Origin of the sequence: Croceivirga sp. JEA036, from assembly GCF_011882165.1 — a bacterium.
Lineage (GTDB): Bacteria > Bacteroidota > Bacteroidia > Flavobacteriales > Flavobacteriaceae > Croceivirga.
This window is the reverse complement of record NZ_JAATON010000002.1, coordinates 18,613-35,731: the sequence shown is the minus strand read 5'-3', so window position 1 is coordinate 35,731 and position 17,119 is coordinate 18,613. Positions and strand designations below refer to the sequence as shown.

21 protein-coding genes and 5 tRNA genes are annotated in these 17,119 nt (G+C 35.8%); 20 read left to right on the top strand and 6 right to left on the bottom strand.

The window, feature by feature from the left end:
• Window positions 1-93: 93 nt before the first annotated feature.
• From HCO57_RS05020 to HCO57_RS04995, 6 genes are all read right to left on the bottom strand, one after another.
• Window positions 94-660 carry an anthranilate synthase component II gene (locus HCO57_RS05020; protein ID WP_010519833.1) on the bottom strand — a complete coding sequence of 189 codons (567 nt, stop codon included), beginning with the start codon at window positions 658-660 and terminating at the stop codon, window positions 94-96.
• Between the two features lies 1 nt (window position 661).
• Window positions 662-2,062: an anthranilate synthase component I family protein gene (locus tag HCO57_RS05015; protein WP_010519832.1), complete on the bottom strand. Its 1,401-nt coding sequence runs from the start codon at window positions 2,060-2,062 to the stop codon at window positions 662-664.
• A 220-nt stretch (window positions 2,063-2,282) separates the two neighbouring features.
• Window positions 2,283-2,765 (bottom strand): hypothetical protein, encoded by a 483-nt coding sequence (locus tag HCO57_RS05010; protein ID WP_167988140.1) that lies wholly within the window; start codon window positions 2,763-2,765, stop codon window positions 2,283-2,285.
• Window positions 2,766-2,939: 174 nt separating this feature from the next.
• Window positions 2,940-3,509 (bottom strand): YceI family protein, encoded by a 570-nt coding sequence (locus HCO57_RS05005; RefSeq protein ID WP_167988139.1) that lies wholly within the window; start codon window positions 3,507-3,509, stop codon window positions 2,940-2,942.
• Window positions 3,510-3,535: 26 nt separating this feature from the next.
• The gene (locus HCO57_RS05000; protein WP_167988138.1) at window positions 3,536-4,168 is read right to left on the bottom strand and encodes an NAD(P)H-dependent oxidoreductase; all 633 of its coding nucleotides are present in this window, start codon (window positions 4,166-4,168) and stop codon (window positions 3,536-3,538) included.
• Between the two features lies 1 nt (window position 4,169).
• A complete protein-coding gene (locus HCO57_RS04995) occupies window positions 4,170-4,616 on the bottom strand; it encodes a MarR family winged helix-turn-helix transcriptional regulator (protein ID WP_136951870.1) in 447 nt (148 codons plus the stop codon).
• A gap of 133 nt (window positions 4,617-4,749) precedes the next feature.
• Between HCO57_RS04995 and HCO57_RS04990 the strand changes: the two genes are divergently transcribed.
• From HCO57_RS04990 to nusG, 20 genes are all read left to right on the top strand, one after another.
• Entirely contained in the window at window positions 4,750-5,283 is a 534-nt protein-coding gene (locus tag HCO57_RS04990) for a TlpA family protein disulfide reductase (RefSeq protein WP_167988137.1), read from the top strand.
• 8 nt (window positions 5,284-5,291) lie between these two features.
• The gene (locus tag HCO57_RS04985; protein WP_167988136.1) at window positions 5,292-5,888 is read left to right on the top strand and encodes a thioredoxin family protein; all 597 of its coding nucleotides are present in this window, start codon (window positions 5,292-5,294) and stop codon (window positions 5,886-5,888) included.
• Between the two features lie 49 nt (window positions 5,889-5,937).
• Complete coding sequence (locus tag HCO57_RS04980; protein WP_136951873.1) at window positions 5,938-6,252, top strand: rhodanese-like domain-containing protein; 315 nt, start codon at window positions 5,938-5,940, stop codon at window positions 6,250-6,252.
• Window positions 6,253-6,306: 54 nt separating this feature from the next.
• A complete protein-coding gene (locus tag HCO57_RS04975; RefSeq protein WP_167988135.1) occupies window positions 6,307-7,587 on the top strand; it encodes a DUF2851 family protein in 1,281 nt (426 codons plus the stop codon).
• Between the two features lie 8 nt (window positions 7,588-7,595).
• A complete protein-coding gene (locus HCO57_RS16635; protein WP_136951875.1) occupies window positions 7,596-7,823 on the top strand; it encodes a PspC domain-containing protein in 228 nt (75 codons plus the stop codon).
• Between the two features lie 3 nt (window positions 7,824-7,826).
• Window positions 7,827-8,837, top strand: a complete 1,011-nt coding sequence (locus HCO57_RS04965; RefSeq protein ID WP_167988134.1) for a potassium channel family protein — start codon at window positions 7,827-7,829, stop codon at window positions 8,835-8,837.
• A gap of 80 nt (window positions 8,838-8,917) precedes the next feature.
• Window positions 8,918-10,591 carry an alanine/glycine:cation symporter family protein gene (locus tag HCO57_RS04960; protein WP_167988133.1) on the top strand — a complete coding sequence of 558 codons (1,674 nt, stop codon included), beginning with the start codon at window positions 8,918-8,920 and terminating at the stop codon, window positions 10,589-10,591.
• A 20-nt stretch (window positions 10,592-10,611) separates the two neighbouring features.
• Window positions 10,612-11,484, top strand: coding sequence for a helix-hairpin-helix domain-containing protein (locus tag HCO57_RS04955; protein ID WP_167988132.1), 873 nt, complete (start codon window positions 10,612-10,614; stop codon window positions 11,482-11,484).
• A gap of 10 nt (window positions 11,485-11,494) precedes the next feature.
• Window positions 11,495-12,664, top strand: coding sequence for an acyl-CoA dehydrogenase family protein (locus tag HCO57_RS04950; RefSeq protein ID WP_167988131.1), 1,170 nt, complete (start codon window positions 11,495-11,497; stop codon window positions 12,662-12,664).
• Window positions 12,665-12,755: 91 nt separating this feature from the next.
• Window positions 12,756-12,950, top strand: coding sequence for a 30S ribosomal protein S21 (gene rpsU, locus HCO57_RS04945; RefSeq protein WP_136951880.1), 195 nt, complete (start codon window positions 12,756-12,758; stop codon window positions 12,948-12,950).
• A gap of 82 nt (window positions 12,951-13,032) precedes the next feature.
• A complete protein-coding gene (locus HCO57_RS04940) occupies window positions 13,033-13,917 on the top strand; it encodes a tyrosine-type recombinase/integrase (RefSeq protein WP_167988130.1) in 885 nt (294 codons plus the stop codon).
• A 57-nt stretch (window positions 13,918-13,974) separates the two neighbouring features.
• Window positions 13,975-14,277, top strand: coding sequence for a ribosome hibernation-promoting factor, HPF/YfiA family (hpf, locus tag HCO57_RS04935; RefSeq protein ID WP_136951882.1), 303 nt, complete (start codon window positions 13,975-13,977; stop codon window positions 14,275-14,277).
• 102 nt (window positions 14,278-14,379) lie between these two features.
• Window positions 14,380-14,453, top strand: a tRNA-Thr gene (locus HCO57_RS04930).
• A gap of 23 nt (window positions 14,454-14,476) precedes the next feature.
• Window positions 14,477-14,558 (top strand) — tRNA-Tyr (locus tag HCO57_RS04925).
• Between the two features lie 84 nt (window positions 14,559-14,642).
• Window positions 14,643-14,715: transfer RNA gene (locus tag HCO57_RS04920), tRNA-Gly, on the top strand.
• A 77-nt stretch (window positions 14,716-14,792) separates the two neighbouring features.
• Window positions 14,793-14,867: transfer RNA gene (locus HCO57_RS04915), tRNA-Thr, on the top strand.
• Window positions 14,868-14,913: 46 nt separating this feature from the next.
• On the top strand, window positions 14,914-16,101 hold the full coding sequence (gene tuf / locus HCO57_RS04910) for an elongation factor Tu (protein WP_136951883.1): 1,188 nt from the start codon (window positions 14,914-14,916) through the stop codon (window positions 16,099-16,101).
• Between the two features lie 66 nt (window positions 16,102-16,167).
• Window positions 16,168-16,240, top strand: a tRNA-Trp gene (locus tag HCO57_RS04905).
• 17 nt (window positions 16,241-16,257) lie between these two features.
• Window positions 16,258-16,557, top strand: a complete 300-nt coding sequence (secE, locus tag HCO57_RS04900) for a preprotein translocase subunit SecE (RefSeq protein WP_136951884.1) — start codon at window positions 16,258-16,260, stop codon at window positions 16,555-16,557.
• 6 nt (window positions 16,558-16,563) lie between these two features.
• The gene (nusG, locus tag HCO57_RS04895) at window positions 16,564-17,115 is read left to right on the top strand and encodes a transcription termination/antitermination protein NusG (protein ID WP_136951885.1); all 552 of its coding nucleotides are present in this window, start codon (window positions 16,564-16,566) and stop codon (window positions 17,113-17,115) included.
• Window positions 17,116-17,119: the final 4 nt, after the last annotated feature.

The following is a 17,119-nucleotide window of genomic DNA, read 5'->3' as shown; positions in this document are numbered from 1 at the left end:
GGAACTTGCTTTTAGCTATTACTTCAATTGCATGTCAAAAATTGGAGTTACGTAGCTCCTATAAAATGACCTTATTTATATCTTTTTACCTTGCTATGAACCTACTAACCAGTTCTGCAACATTTGTTTACCTTCTGGAGTTAAAACGGATTCTGGGTGAAACTGAACCCCTCTAACATCATGGGTTTTATGTTTTAGGGACATAATTTGACCATTCTCATCAAAAGAGGTGGCTTCCAAACATTCTGGTAATTCTTTGTTCACTACCCAAGAATGGTATCTGCCAACTTGTATTTTCTTAGGTAATCCTTTAAAAATATAGTCTTCTCCCGTAATTTCTATTTCTGTAGCAATACCATGGTAAACTTGGTCTAGATTCACTAAGCTACCACCATAAACTTCTCCAATGGCTTGTTGCCCCAAACAGACCCCAAATATTTTTTTGGTGGCCCCGTACGTTTCAATAATAGGTTTTAACAAACCAGCCTCGTCTGGGATACCAGGGCCTGGAGAAAGCACAATTAATTCATAATCAGCAACCTCTTCCAGGGTTAATTGGTCATTTCGTTTTACAATTACCTCGCAATCCAATTCTTCTAGATAGTGCACTAGGTTATAGGTGAAACTATCGTAATTGTCAATCATTAATACTTTCTTCATCTTAGATAGTTTCTGCAATTTCTAAGGCTTTGTTTAAAGCACCAAGTTTGTTGTATGTTTCTTGTAACTCGTCTTCTGGGTTAGATGCAGCAACCAAACCGGCGCCAGCTTGGTAATACAATTCGTGATTTTTGCTTAGGAACGTTCTAATCATAATGGCATGGTTAAAGTTGCCGCTAAAATCCATGAATCCAATTGCACCACCATAATAGCCTCTACTGGTTTTCTCATATTTTTCTATGAGCTGCATGGCCATATGCTTGGGCGCGCCACTTAAAGTACCTGCTGGGAAAGTGTCTGCAACTATTTTTAAAGTTGGTATATCCTCTTTTTTCATCCCAGTAACCTTTGAAACCAAATGGATAACGTGAGAAAAGTATTGTACCTCTCTATAAGTGTCTACATTTACCGTATTGCCGTTTCTACTTAAATCGTTACGGGCCAAATCTACCAGCATTACATGTTCGCTGTTTTCCTTGTCGTCTGCTGCTAGCTTTTTGGCTAGTTCTGCGTCTCTTTCATCGTTGCCTGTACGCTTGTACGTACCGGCTATGGGGTGAATTTCTGCTTTACCATCTTTAACGATAAGCTGTGCTTCTGGGCTACTTCCAAAGATTTTAAAATCGCCATAGTCAAAAAAGAAAAGGTACGGGGATGGATTTATGGAGCGTAGCGCACGGTATACGTTAAACTCATCTCCCTTAAATTTTTGGGTGAATCGTCTAGATAGAACCAATTGAAAAACATCTCCTCTTTGGCAATGTTTTTTGGCTATCTCTACATGTTTTTTGTACTCAACGTCTTCTAGATTAGAGATAGGAGCGCCAACTCGATTAAAATTGTACGAAGCAAAAGTTCTGATGTTGAACAAACGCTCTAGCTCTTCTAAGTTGTTTTCAGATTCGTAACAATGGGCAAATAAATAGGCTTCGTTTTTAAAGTGGTTAATGGCAATGATATTCTGGTATACCGCATAGTAGATATCTGGAATATTTACGGAATCATCTTTTTTTCTAAGTGCTAAATCTTCAAAATATCTTACAGCATCATACGCCATAAAGCCAAACAGCCCGTTGGTTATAAATTTGAAATCATGTTCTGGCGCTTTAAAACTTTTTGCGAAAGCATCTACTTCTGCCACAACATCCGTTTCTGGGGTAATATTGGTTACGGAAATGGTGCCATCTGGATATTGTTTTTCTAAAACTTCATTTTCTACCTTAATATGTGCAATAGGGTTGCAGCAGATGTAAGAAAAGCTATTATCGTTGGCGTGGTAGTCACTACTTTCTAATAATATGCTATTAGGAAACTTATCCCTAATTTTTAAATACACACTTACCGGCGTAATGGTGTCTGCCAGTATTTGCTTGTAGTGTGTTTTAAGTTCAAATTGTTTCATTTTTAGGGTTCTTTGCGGTATGCTGTTAAAATTTTAGTTGTGATGTAAAATGGAAAAAGGCCTGTCGTGATGACAAGCCTTTTTCTAATATTGTTATAGGTAGGACTAGCTCACGACGTTATTCGTAAGTTACTCCACCACCAATTATTTTTTGTAAACATTTTCATTGCCGTAAATATAGCAATGAAAATTTAATTGACCAACATTTTAATTAATCTCCTTAAATGCCATAACTATTATCGGCATCTTGTGCGTCTTGCAAAAATTGTTTGTCCTTTTCTAAATAGCTTATAAGATAATCATTGCTATGCCAATTGTTATCTCTATACAAACTGACTTCTATTTCCCTAATGTCCTGTATCTCTTCAAAATTTACATTGATAACGGGGTCTTGCAAATACCAATGGTATACAATATTACCATGATTATCAAAAACAGCTGCTAGTTTAGTAAATATTGTAAATCTAGATATGTTTGCTGTCAGATATTCTTCTATGTGATGCTGAACATCCATTTCATTTTTAAACGATTGAATTTGAAATGGATTGAACTCAGAAGTGATTATTAATTTTAGATGCCATGGATATTTGGAGCGGTCAATCGTCTCAAAATTGTTATCGTACACATTAAAAAACACAGGTGTTTGTTGTAGTGTTAAAGACTCATTAGCTAAGTGGTAGTTGTAATCTGTATTTTGTAGCATAGTTATTGGTTTTATCTGCTACAAATATTTAAATACCCTATGATTTTTTGTTAGCTAACAGGATAAGGCAATTATAACTGTAGATGAGTGGTGCAAAAGTGTAGGTGAGGTGTATAGGAAAAAAGCCCACTCAAAAAGAGTGGGCTTTTTAAATTCATGGATAATTAGTTCTCATTAGAATACCAAATCAACAACCAAATCAAATTCGTCATAAATTGTTTTATCTCCTAAGTTGTCAAAAAAGCTACCAGAACCATAGCGGATGTCGTACTTTGTTCTATCTACCTTTAAAGTAGCAGTGGCTTTGCTGCCGTAAACCGAAACATCAAAAGTTACAGGTTCTGTAGTACCTTTAATGGTTAAATCTCCTATTACTTCGTAAGAGTTTTTACCTGTAGCATTTACACTTTTAAATACCAATTTAGAACTGGTGTGCTTTTCTGTACCAAAGAAATCAGCAGAGCTCAAATGCCCGTCTAGTTTACCTTTCATGTCACCTTCTAAATCCGTGGTGTTTATGGTGGTCATATCAACAACAAATTCTCCACCAGTTAATTTATCATCTGTAAAAGATAAAAATCCTTCTTTTAGAGAAATGGTGCCTTCATGCGATCCAGTTACCTTGTAACCTTTCCATGTTACTTTGCTTTTTTCTGTGTCTACAGGTTTTTTACCATCGATTGGGTTTGCTAGGGCGGCGCCAAATACTAATGTTAGTGCTAAACTTAATAATGTAGTTTTCATGTGTTTACTATTAAAAATGTATTAATTTATATAAATGTAAAAAGGTCCTCTTTTGATTTACGTACTTTTTCGTAGTGTTGAGTTTGGTCTTCTGTAGACCTATAGCCAATTGGTAAAACTACCGTTGCATTTAAACCTTTAGAAGGGAGATCTAAGATTTCATTGTATGTGGCGTTGTCAAACCCTTCCATAGGGCAGCTGTCTACTTGTAATGCAGCACATGCATCTAGCGCATTGCCTAAAGCGATGTATACCTGCTTTGCGGTCCAAATATTTTTCTGTTCAGCAGAGAGCTCATTTATTTTAGACTTCATAAAATCAGCATAGCCAGTAAGCGCTTCAGTAGGTAGGTTTCTTATGGCACCTACATTTTCTAAATAAGCATCTATGTAAGCGTCATCTACGTTAGTCTTATTTGCAAAAATTAGTAGATGAGAAGCATCAACAATTTGGGATTGTCCCCAGGAAGCAGGTTGCAATTTTTGTCTAAGTTCTGCATCGGTCACCACAAATACTTCGTAAGGTTGTAAACCATAAGAGGATGCACTTAGTTGTATGGCTTCTAAAATTTGCTCTAAATCTTTTTGAGAAACTTTTTTTGTATCATCAAACTTTTTAACGGCGTAACGCCATTTTAAGAGGGTTAAAATATCACTCATTCTAAAATTTATCTAATAGATTATTTAATTGTTTTAAATCTTCGTCCGTAAAACTTTTAGTTAAATCATTTTCTTTGTTTAAGAGGACCTTGTCAATTTCCTCTAAAGCGGCCAAACCATTCTTTGTTATGCGTATTTCAACTTTTCGTCTGTTGCTAGCGCATACTTGCCTTTCTACATATTCTTTTTTAATCAGCTTGTCTACCAATCTGGTTGTATTACTCATTTTAGATACCATGCGCTCACTTATGGTAGATAGGTTGGCTGGTTTTCCTTTTTGACCTCTTAAAATTCGAAGCACATTAAATTGTTGTAGAGAAACATCAAAAGGTTTTAAAGCATTGTTAATTTGTTCCGTAATCATATTACTCACCATCTGTAGGTGTATAATGCTACGTTGTTTTATTGGTATTTCTTTTGAAGTTTTTATTAGCTTTTCAACATTCATGTATTTACAATAATTGTATATACAAATGTATATTCTTTTTGAATGGAAAAGATTATTTTAGCACTAATTTTGTGTTAAAATAGAATGGTAGGCTTTATAGGGCTTTTAATTTTAGGACCTTAATTAGGTTAGGATGAGGATAATATTGCTGATTTTTTTGGTTGTAGGGTTGAGTTCTTGTAAAAACAAGAAGGATGAGGTTACAAATAATTTAGAAAAGAATGAAGATTTTGGAGAGGGTGTAGGTTTTCCTATTTATAATTTTGAAGGATTAAAACCTTTGCTTCATAAGGAAGATGATAAAACATACATTATAAATTTTTGGGCAACTTGGTGTAAACCATGTATAGCAGAATTACCAGATTTTGAAAAAGTATATTTAGAGCAAAAAGAGAACAACGTAGAATTAATTCTAGTGAGTCTTGATATGCCTAATATGTGGAAAAAAAGATTGGTGCCTTTTGTGGAAGAGCATAAACTAAAAGGCAGAGTGGTTATTCTGGATGACACAAAGATGAATGATTGGATGCCGCAGGTGAATGAAAATTGGGGTGGTGGCATACCAGCTACATTAATATACAACAAGGATAAACGTTTGTTTTTTGAAGAAGGTTTATCTTATAATAGGTTAACTGAAGTTCTAAACGAATTTATTAAAACTAGATAAAAAGAATTATGAAAAAGTTATTTATTAACCTGTTAATATTGCTTTTTGTAGCGGTAGGATGGGCTCAAAATGGGTACGAGATTGGAGATAAAGCATCTGACTTTTCTCTAAAAAATGTTAATGGTAAAGTGGTTTCTTTGGTAGATTACCCAGAAGCTAAAGGTTTCTTAGTCATTTTTACGTGCAATACATGCCCATATGCACAAGCTTACGAGGACCGTATTATAGAATTACACACAAAATATGCGCCAAAAGATGTACCCGTTATCGCTATAAATCCAAATAACCCAGTGGTGGAACCTGGTGAAAGTTTTAAAGAAATGATTGCGAGGGCAGACGCAAAAGAAATGGAATATCCATATTTAGTAGATGAAGGACAAAAAGTTTTTCCGCTATACGGAGCTACTAGAACGCCGCATGTTTTCTTGTTAGAAAAAACACAGAATGGTAATATAGTGCGTTACATAGGTGCTATTGATGATAATTACCAAAATGCTGCACTGGTAGAAGACCGCTACGTAGAAGATGCGGTAAATGCTATGCTGGCCGGTAAACAAATAGAAGTAACAACAACTAAGGCAATAGGTTGTTCAATTAAAATTTAAACATTAACGGCGTTTAGCCTAATTAATTCTCAAGATTAAAATAAAACATATGGCAAACTTATCTCAAGAAGCATGGGAAGAACAGTTGGAGAATGATTCCAACGCGTTTATACTAGATGTTAGAACACCAGAAGAAGTAGAAGAAGGATACATACCGGGTGCTACAAATATTGATTTTTATTTAGGTCCTGATTTTTTGGCAGAAGTTGAAAAGTTAGATAAAAGTAAAAATTATTATGTGTATTGCCGTTCTGGTAACAGAAGTGGACAAGCATGCGCTATAATGGAAAATGCTGGATTTAAAAGCGCCTTTAATTTAGAAGGTGGGTTTATGAACTGGCAGGGAGCGGTAGTAGAAGATTAATCTTATTTTTTTTGATGAAGCCATGTTGCTTGTAGTTTGCTGTATATTAGCAGTATGCGAGAAGACTTACTTCATTTTATTTGGAAAAATAATAAGTTAAGAGGCAAAAGCCTTGCTACAGAAAAGGGTCAGCCAATAGAGGTGTACCAAAGTGGTACTTTAAATCTATTTGCTGGCCCTGATTTTTTTAATGCAAAACTTAATATTGGTGGACAAGTATGGGCTGGCAATGTAGAAATGCATATAAAATCTTCGGATTGGTACATACATGGGCACGAAGCCGACTTGCGGTACAACAATGTGATTTTACATGTAGTTTGGGAAAATGATGTTGAAGTCTTTAGAAAAGATGGCTCTAGTATTCCGGTTTTGGAATTGAAAACAATAGTGGATAAGGAGTTTTTAAATTCTTATAATAACTTGCTACGAAACACCAAAAAGTCTTTTATTAATTGTGAATCCCAGTTATTGCAAATAGATTCTTTCATTATAAAGAATTGGCAAGAAAGGTTATACATAGAGCGTTTACAAGATAAATCGGCTTTACTTTTTCAGTTATTAGAAGATTCTCAAAACGATTGGGAAAAAGTGCTTTTCTGCATGCTGCTCAAGAATTTTGGTTTAAATAGAAATGGCAATGCGTTTTTGGAATTAGGTAAAGCAATTGATTTTTCAATTATTCGTAAAGTAGCGCCTAACATTTTACAGTTAGAAGCCTTGCTTTTAGGGGTTAGTGGCTTATTAGATGGATTAGAAGGTGTCCATTCTTACGAAAAGCAGCTGATTAATGAGTATAATTTTTTAAAAATTAAATTTCAATTAAAAAGTCAGGTTGCCAAGCCAGAGTTCTTTGGGCTTCGTCCTTCTAATTTTCCTACCATCAGGTTGGCACAGCTTGCTCAGTTGTATCACAAAACCCAAAATATTTTTAGAAAAGTAATTACGGATGGAGCAGGTGTAGATACCTCAGTTTTTAAAGAAGTTGCTGCATCTGACTATTGGAATACACATTATAACTTTGGTAAAGTATCAACGCATAGAAGAAAAAAAATATCAAAGACATTTATAGATTTGTTGGTCATTAACACTTTAATACCAGTAAAATTTGCTTATCAGAAGCATTTAGGTAAGTTACAGCCAGAGGTTTTAATAGTACAAATGCGCAGCTTGTCATCAGAGAAAAATACTATAAATACCAACTATAAAAACTTGGGTGTTCCAGTAGAAAATGCATTGGATTCACAAGCAAATTTACAATTGTATCACAAGTATTGTGTTAAAAATAAATGCTTGCAATGTGCGCTTGGGCACCAACTTTTAAGAAGAAATAGCTAATTTTAACCATGCAATGGTTTTACGATTTACTTTATTATTTTCAAAAGCGGGGCTTTGAAGTTTGTGAACGCATAGCTGGCCTAATAGGTATTAGGGCAAGAGTGGTACGTACAACTTTTATCTATCTAACCTTTGTAACACTCGGTTTTGGTTTTGCACTGTATTTATTTATTGCTTTTTGGTTAAAGATTAAGGACCTTGTATATACCAAGAGAACTTCCGTCTTTGATTTATAATTTATGATTAAATTATTTAGATCCAGACTCGCTATAGCACTTACTTTAATGTGTGTTATATTTATTATTGGGGTTTTTGGCTATCGTATCATGGCAGGGTATACGTGGATAGAAGCCATTTACATGACCATTATTACGGTAACTACTGTTGGTTTTTCAGAAGTAAGACCTTTAGATACAAATGCACAGATATTTACTGTCTTTTTAATCATTGCTAGCGTGTTTATTTTTGGTTTTGCTATTTCTGTAATATCAGAATATATTCTAAGTAGAAATTCCCTTCAATTATTAAAAAAGAAAAAAGTAATGAACAAAATTAATAGTTTGGAGAATCATGTGGTTGTCTGTGGTTATGGGCGTAATGGTCAACAAGCAGCGGAAAAGTTAAAGGCCTATAAAAAGCCTTTTGTTGTTATAGAAAAAGACCATGCTGTGATAGAAGCTTTTGAAGATGAAATACTTTTTGTGGAGGGCGATGTAAATGATGATGAAGCTCTTATGGCTGCAGGCATAAAAAAAGCGCAATATTTAGTTACAGCATTGCCAGACGATGCTCTAAATCTTTTTGTGGTGCTGTCTGCAAGGCAATTAAATAAAAACTTGTTTATTATTAGTAGAGCGTCTCAAGTTAATTCCGTTAAAAAATTGCAATTTGCCGGTGCAGATAAGGTAATTATGCCAGACAAAATTGGTGGTGACCACATGGCAAGTCTGGTAGTAATGCCAGATTTAATCACATTTATGGATAAACTATCTATAGAGGGTGAAAATACTACTAATTTAGAAGAGGTAGAGATTACGGATTTTACAGACCAAATAGATTGCCAATCCATTAGAGATTTAGATTTAAGAAGAAAAACGGGATGTACAATAATTGGTTACATAGATCCACAAGGAAATTACATCATTAATCCAGAAGCAGACCAACAACTAGAACCAAAGGGAAAGGTTATTGTATTAGGTAGACCAGAGCAAATACAAAAACTGAACCAAATGTTTGAAATTGGCGGATAAATAACAACTAAATTTGATTGAGTTGTAATTTTTTAGGATATTGTGACCTAACAAAAAATTTAAACCAAATTAACATAAGTATGAAGTACAGACTTCTTTCGCTCATGACTTTTTTATTACCCGCCATGACGTTTGCTCAAGATGCTGCAGAGAAGGGTATAGATGAAAAAATCGATAAAGTATTCGGAGATTTAACCGGATGGTTTGTGAACTTCATTTTCTACCAAATACCGTTTACAGAGAATATAAAAATTTATTGGGTGTTATTCCCTTTAATCCTCGGGGCGGGCTTTTTTACATTTTATTTTAGATTTATCAATTTTACCGGAGTTTGGGTCGCTATTAAAGTAGTGATGGGTAAATATGAAGACATTGAAAAATATGGAGCCAAAAACCTATATGGAGAAGACGGGATTGCCGGGGGTGTAGACATGAATAAGGTAGACAGCCTTGATAAACACCTTACAGATAACAAAGATGAAATTGTAGTAGATGGCGATATATTAGATACTATAAGAGATGAAAGTTCTGATGGTGAGGTGTCTCACTTTCAGGCACTCACTGCGGCGCTTTCAGCAACTGTAGGTTTAGGTAATATTGCTGGTGTGGCAATAGCAGTATCTATTGGTGGAGCAGGAGCAACTTTTTGGATGATAGTCGCTGGTATTTTAGGGATGGCATCCAAGTTTGTGGAATGTACCTTGGGAGTCAAATATAGAGACGTTGGTGCAGACGGTACTGTTTTTGGCGGACCTATGTATTACTTAAATAAAGGACTAAAAAATAAAACACTTGGTAAGGTCTTAGCTGGTGCTTTTGCTGTTATGTGTATTGGGGGTTCTTTTGGCGGTGGTAATATGTTTCAAGTAAACCAAGCGGTGCAATTATTTGAAAATATGACAGGCGGTACGGAGTCTTTCTTGTATGGTTATAGATGGGTTTTTGGTCTAGTTATGGCTGTATTGGTTGGTATTGTAATTATCGGAGGTATTAAGTCTATTGCTAAGGTTACAGATAAAATTGTTCCATTTATGGTTGTTATTTATGTAGGAGCATCTTTATTTGTTCTTATTGCTAAATACGATTTGATTGGATGGGCCTTTGGCGAAATAATAAATGGAGCTTTCGCTCCAGAAGGTATTGTAGGTGGAGCTGTTGGTGTACTTATTCAAGGTTTCAGAAGAGCTGCCTTTTCTAATGAAGCAGGGGTTGGTTCAGCTTCTATTGCGCATTCCGCAGTGAGAACAAAGTATCCGGCATCCGAAGGTTTGGTGGCCTTATTAGAACCGTTTATAGATACAGTTTTAGTATGTACAATGACCGCTTTGGTACTAATTATAACCGGTAATGTAAATCCAGAAAACGCATCCTTGAATGATGCGGAAGCTATATTATTAACCTCAGGTGCATTTGAGTCTGTAATTAGCTGGTTTCCATATGTGTTGACAATTGCTGTTGTATTATTTGCATTTAGTACACAAATCTCTTGGTCTTATTATGGTTATCAAGCTTGGGCTTATTTATTCGGTAGAAATAAAAAGACCGAATATACCTATAAAATCATTTTTTGCTTATTTGTAATTGTAGGTGCATCTGCTAGTTTAAACTCAGTCATCGGGTTTTCTGATGCCATGATTTTTGGTATGATGGTCCCCAATATGATTGGTATAGTTATCCTAGCTCCTAAGGTAAAAGCAGAGTTAAAACGTTACATGGATGCTATAAAATTAAAGTTGAATGCTATAGAGGAGTAATCCTTTTGGCGTAAATACTTATGAAAAATAGTAAATCTCACTTTCGGTTCTCTAAACAAGAACGAAGTGGGATTTTTTATTTGCTCTTACTGTTAATCCTTATACTTGGAGCAAAGTGGCTATGGATAAATTATGGAACACAATCACAACCTTCATCCTTAATAATAAATCAGGAGTTACAAAAGGAACTAGATAGTTTACGGGCCTTAGCGAAACAAAAAGACACTTTAAAACTGTATCCTTTTAATCCTAATTACATTTCGGATTACAAAGCTTATGTTTTAGGGTTATCCTCTGGTGAATTAGAAAATATAATCCGATTTAGAGCTAAGGATAGCTTTATGAATAGTCCGGAAGACTTTCAAATCGTTTCTGGTATATCAGATTCAATGTTAAAAAGAAGTTTGCCTTTTTTAAGGTTTCCGAAATGGAAGACGAAAAAAAGGGGGCAAGCATCAAATAAGGAATTGACCCCAACATTGAGCAACGTTAAAACCGTAATAGACATTAACTTGGCGACTAAAGAAGATTTAATGCAGGTTAAGGGTATAGGGGAGAAACTTGCAGCTAGAACTATTAAGTTTAGGGATAAATTAGGTGGCTTTGTAACAGAAGAACAATTTATGGATGTTTATGGGTTGCCTCCAGAGGTAGCGCAAAAAGCTATTCAAAGATTTAAGGTGTTAAAAAAGCCAAGTATTACCCCTGTAAACATTAATACCGCACCCTACGAGGAGTTGGTGCAATTAATTTATATAGATAAAAAAACGGCATGGGCAATTGTGCAATACAGAGAGCGCAATGGAGTGTTCAAATCCTACCAAGAACTAAAAAATCTTCACGGTTTTCCATCAGAGAAACTAGATAGAATAGCCTTATATTTGTCACTATAAACAAATTGCTATGAATAGTGTCTACTTTACAGAAGAACACCAACTGTTTAGAGAGAGCCTAAGAGACTTTTTGCAAAAAGAAGTCGTACCTCATATAGAGAAATGGGAAAAAACCGGAGCTATTGACCGTTTTATTTGGGAAAAATTTGGAGAAATGGGCTATTTTGGGCTCAATACCCCAGAGGAATATGGAGGTTTAGGGTTAAATCTTTTTTACACCACTATTTTTTTAGAAGAGTTACAGAAAATTAACTCGGGTGGTTTTGCTGCTGCTATGTGGGCTCATGAGTATCTGGCAATGACCTATTTAAATAAAATAGCAAACCCAGACCAAAAAAAACGTTACCTAGAGCCTAGTGTCATGGGTCAAAAAATAGGATGCCTAGGGGTTACCGAGCCTTTTGGTGGTAGTGATGTTGCAGGTATGCGTACCACTGCTGTTAAAAAAGGGGACGTCTACGTCATTAATGGTTCTAAAACATTTATTACCAATGGTGTTTATGGGGATTACATTGTTTTGGCTGCTAAAACAGACCCAAGTGCAGGTAATAAAGGGATTAGTATGTTATTGGTGGATAGAAATGCAAAGGGTGTTTCTGCTAATAAATTAAATAAACTAGGCTGGCGTGCTTCTGATACAGCGGAGTTGGCTTTTGATAATGTAGAAGTGCCAGTTGGCAATTTGATGGGGGAAGAAGGTAAAGGCTTTGTTTATATAATGGAGGCTTTTGCATTGGAACGTTTGGTTATGGGGATAAATGCGCATGCTAGGTCAGAGTTTGCCTTGGAGTATACTTTAAAATATATGGGAGAAAGGGAGACCTTTGGTAAGTCAATCAATCAATACCAGGCCCTGCGTCATCGTTTAGTAGATATGGTAGCAGAGGTAGAATTGATAAAACACTACAATTACCATGTAGTAGCTCAAATGCAAAAGGGTAGCTATATGGTTAAAGAGGCTACCATTTCAAAATTAAAAGGCACTCAAATTGCAGATGAAGTAATGTATAATTGTTTGCAATTTTTGGGTGGATATGGCTATATAGAAGATTATCCTCTTGCAAGAATGTTAAGAGATAGTAGATTGGGGCCCATTGGTGGTGGTACTTCAGAAATTTTAAAAGAAATTTTATCAAAAATCATAATCGATAAAAAAGAATATAAAAAGCCTACAAACTAATAACTTATAATAAAATGATTTTTTTCTTTGTACATAGGAATACATTTGTATATTTGCCGTCCAAAATATAAAAGAAAGGAGGTTGTAGCTAATGTTAATTATACCAGTAAAAGAAGGAGAAAACATTGATAGAGCGCTAAAGCGTTTTAAGCGTAAGTTCGATAGAACCGGAGCAATGAGACAATTAAGAAGCCGTCAGCAGTTTACTAAGCCTTCTGTAAAACGTAGAGCGGAAATACAAAAAGCACAGTATATCCAAAGTCTTAGAGACCAAGAAGAACTGTAGTTTTTCCAAAATAATATTAAAATCCTGCCCAAAAGGCGGGATTTTTTTGTTTGTACCATTTAGATTGACGTAAATTTAAATCATGTCTGTATCCGCATTTCTAGATTATTTGCAGTTAGAAAAAAAGTATGCCAAGCATACTGTTGTGGCCTATAAGAATGATATTAGCACATTCTTAGCTCAGAGTGGGTTAATGGAAGAAGATTTACTTACGTTGGAATATGCAGTTATAAGAAGTTGGATTGTATTTTTAATAGAATCTGGATTGTCTGCCAGGAGTATTAATAGAAAGTTATCTTCTTTAAAAGCATACTTTAAGTTTCTTTTAAAGATAGAAGCACGCACTGATACACCATTCGCTAAACATAAGTCATTAAAAATTCCTAAGAAAGTACAGGTTCCTTTTTCAAAAGAAGAAATGTCACAAGTTCTAGATCAGATAGAATATCCAAATACTTTTGAGGGTAAACGAGATTATTTAATAATAAACCTGCTGTATACAACTGGAATAAGAAGGGCAGAGTTGGTGCAAATAAAGCTCGTAGATTACAATGGTGTAACAGGTAATTTAAAAGTTTTAGGCAAGCGTAAAAAAGAGCGGCTTGTACCTATATTGCCCACTCTTAAAGATGCTATAGAAGAGTACTTAGAGGCGAGAAACAGGCTTCCTGTCATCAAAGATTATGCCTTTTTATTTCTTACAAAAAAGGGTCTTAAATTATACGAAACTCTTGTTTATCGGGTTATAAATAAGTATCTTAGTTTGGTCTCGCCTAAGGTAAAAAAGAGTCCGCATATGCTCCGGCATACATTTGCTACTCATCTTTTAAACCAAGGGGCTGATCTAAATGCTGTGAAAGAGTTGTTAGGGCATGCTTCTTTGGCTTCAACGCAAGTGTACACGCACAATAGTATTGCAGAATTAAAGAAGATTCATAAGACTGCCCATCCTAGAAGCAAGGAGTAAGGCCTCCTTTTATGTTTAACCCGCTCGTATTTCTTACGAGCTTTAAAAAATCACTTTATGAAGGTAAATGCGCAATCCGTAAACTTTGTTGCAGACAAAAAGCTTATCAATTTTATAGAAAATAGATTGGATAAGCTAGATTTATTTTATGATAAAGTAATTAGTTCTGATGTGTATTTAAAAGTCCAAAACACAAGTGCAAAGGAGAACAAAATTGTAGAAATTAAAGTGCAAATCCCAAGGGATCAATTAATTGTAAAAAAACAATGTAAGTCTTTTGAAGAGGCTGTGGATAATGCGTGTAGTTCTTTAGAAAGACAATTGGTAAAGAAGAAACAAAAACTTAGGGCACATGCCTGATAATTTTTTTTGCAAAAAGTTTTGTTTAAATAAAAATATCTCTACATTTGCAGTCCGTTAGAAATAGCGGGCTTTTTTTGTGACTAATTTAAGTGCAAAATTGCCGATATAGCTCAGCTGGCTAGAGCAGCTGATTTGTAATCAGCAGGTCGTGGGTTCGAGTCCCTCTATCGGCTCTGAAATACTGAAAACACAAGGCGGGGAGATACTCAAGCGGCCAACGAGGGCAGACTGTAAATCTGCTGACTATGTCTTCGCAGGTTCGAATCCTGCTCTCCCCACTAAATCTTAAAGCGCGGTTTTAAGATTTGCTCTGAAGAAAAATTTTTTCGCAGAGTTTTTTTGAAATATTGATAATTAATAATGCGGGAGTAGCTCAGTTGGTAGAGCGTCAGCCTTCCAAGCTGAATGTCGCCGGTTCGAACCCGGTCTCCCGCTCTAAGTCAATCCCTGTTTAGGGTAACTCTTCCAATTTTGGGGGGCTATTGAAAAAGGTAGTTGATTCAACACTTTACGCCGGTGTAGCTCAGGGGTAGAGCGTTTCCTTGGTAAGGAAGAGGTCACGGGTTCAAATCCCGTCATTGGCTCCAAAACGATTTTGACACTAATATAAACTAAGATTAAAAATCATTTAAAATGGCTAAGGAAACATTTGATCGTTCCAAACCACACCTTAATATAGGTACTATTGGACACGTGGATCACGGTAAAACAACTTTGACTGCTGCTATTACAACTGTATTAGCTAACGCTGGTCTTTCTGAGCTTAGAAGCTTCGATTCTATTGATAACGCTCCAGAGGAGAAAGAAAGAGGTATTACAATTAACACTTCCCACGTAGAGTATCAAACTGCTAACCGTCACTATGCGCACGTTGATTGTCCAGGTCACGCGGATTACGTAAAGAACATGGTAACTGGTGCTGCTCAGATGGATGGTGCTATCTTGGTTGTAGCTGCAACAGATGGTCCTATGCCTCAAACACGTGAGCACATCTTATTAGGTCGTCAGGTAGGTATTCCTAGAATCGTTGTTTTCTTGAATAAAGTTGACATGGTTGATGATGAGGAGTTATTAGAATTGGTAGAAATGGAAGTAAGAGAATTACTTTCTTTCTATGAGTATGATGGGGATAATGGTCCTGTTATTGCTGGTTCTGCTTTAGGTGCTTTAAATGGTGAGCAAAAGTGGGTTGACACGGTAATGAGTTTGATGGATGCTGTTGATGAGTGGATTGAATTACCTGCTAGAGATGTTGATAAGGATTTCTTAATGCCAATCGAGGATGTATTTACAATTACTGGTCGTGGTACTGTAGCAACTGGTCGTATCGAGACTGGTGTTGCTAACACAGGTGATGCTGTAGATATCATTGGTATGGGTGCAGAGAAATTGTCTTCTACTATTACTGGGGTAGAGATGTTCCGTAAAATTCTTGATAGAGGTGAGGCTGGTGATAATGTTGGTATCTTATTGAGAGGTATTGAAAAGTCTGACATCAAGAGAGGAATGGTTATCTGTAAGCCAGGTTCTGTAAAGCCACACGCTAAATTTAAGGCAGAGGTTTATATCTTGAAAAAAGAAGAAGGTGGCCGTCACACGCCATTCCATAATAACTATCGTCCGCAGTTCTACGTAAGAACTACAGATGTAACTGGTAACATTAATCTTCCTGATGGAGTGGAGATGGTAATGCCAGGTGATAACTTGACAATTACTGTAGATTTGATTCAGCCAATCGCATTAAACGTAGGTTTGCGTTTTGCAATCCGTGAGGGTGGTAGAACAGTAGGTGCTGGTCAGGTAACTGAAATTTTAGATTAATTTATTTTATAAAATAATTTACACGAAGGGGTGTTCTGTTTTAACAGGATACCTTTCAGTGTAAATACGGGTGTAGCTCAGTTGGTAGAGCACTGGTCTCCAAAACCAGGTGTCGGGAGTTCGAGTCTCTCCTCCCGTGCGATTAAAGTTTTAAGTATGTTGACTTACGTAAAAGAATCTTGGGAAGAACTTAAGAATAATGTAACATGGTTAAGCCGTGAGCAGGCATCTAACTTAATGGTGGTTGTAGCGGTATTTTCCATTTTGTTTGCTTTAACTACGTGGGGAATTGATATGTTCTTTTCTGATGCAATTACTGGCAAGTTGGTGGATGGTTCTTATTATTCCGCCTTATTAGATTCTGGTTTTTGGGGTGTTTTACGTATAGTTTGGTATGTGCTTTTGGTATTGGCTATTGCTGTAGGAGTGAATTCATTTTTTGTAAAGAAAAAATAGAGGTCAATGTCAGAGGTTTTAGAAAAGAAATGGTATGTAGTTAGGGCTGTAAGTGGTCAGGAGAATAAAATTAAAGGCTACATAGAGAATGAAGTAGAACGTGCTGGTTTTTCGGATTATCTAGAGGAGGTTTTGGTGCCTACTGAAAAAGTTGTTCAAATCAGAAACGGAAAAAAAATAAATAAAGAGCGTACTTATTTCCCGGGATACATAATGGTTAAGGCTAATTTAGGTGGGGAAATGGTGCATATTATTAAATCTATAACCAATGTGATAGGTTTTTTAGGGGAAACTAAAGGTGGTGATCCTGTTCCTCTAAGAAAATCTGAAGTGAATAGAATGTTAGGAAAGGTTGATGAGTTAGCTGTGAATACAGATAATGTTGCCATTCCTTTTGTTCTTGGTGAGACGGTTAAGGTTATAGATGGTCCTTTTAATGGATTTAACGGTACTGTTGAAAAAATTAATGAGGAAAAGCGTAAGCTTGAAGTAATGGTTAAAATTTTCGGTAGAAAAACACCATTGGAGTTAAGTTATATGCAAGTTGAGAAAATTTAGAGTA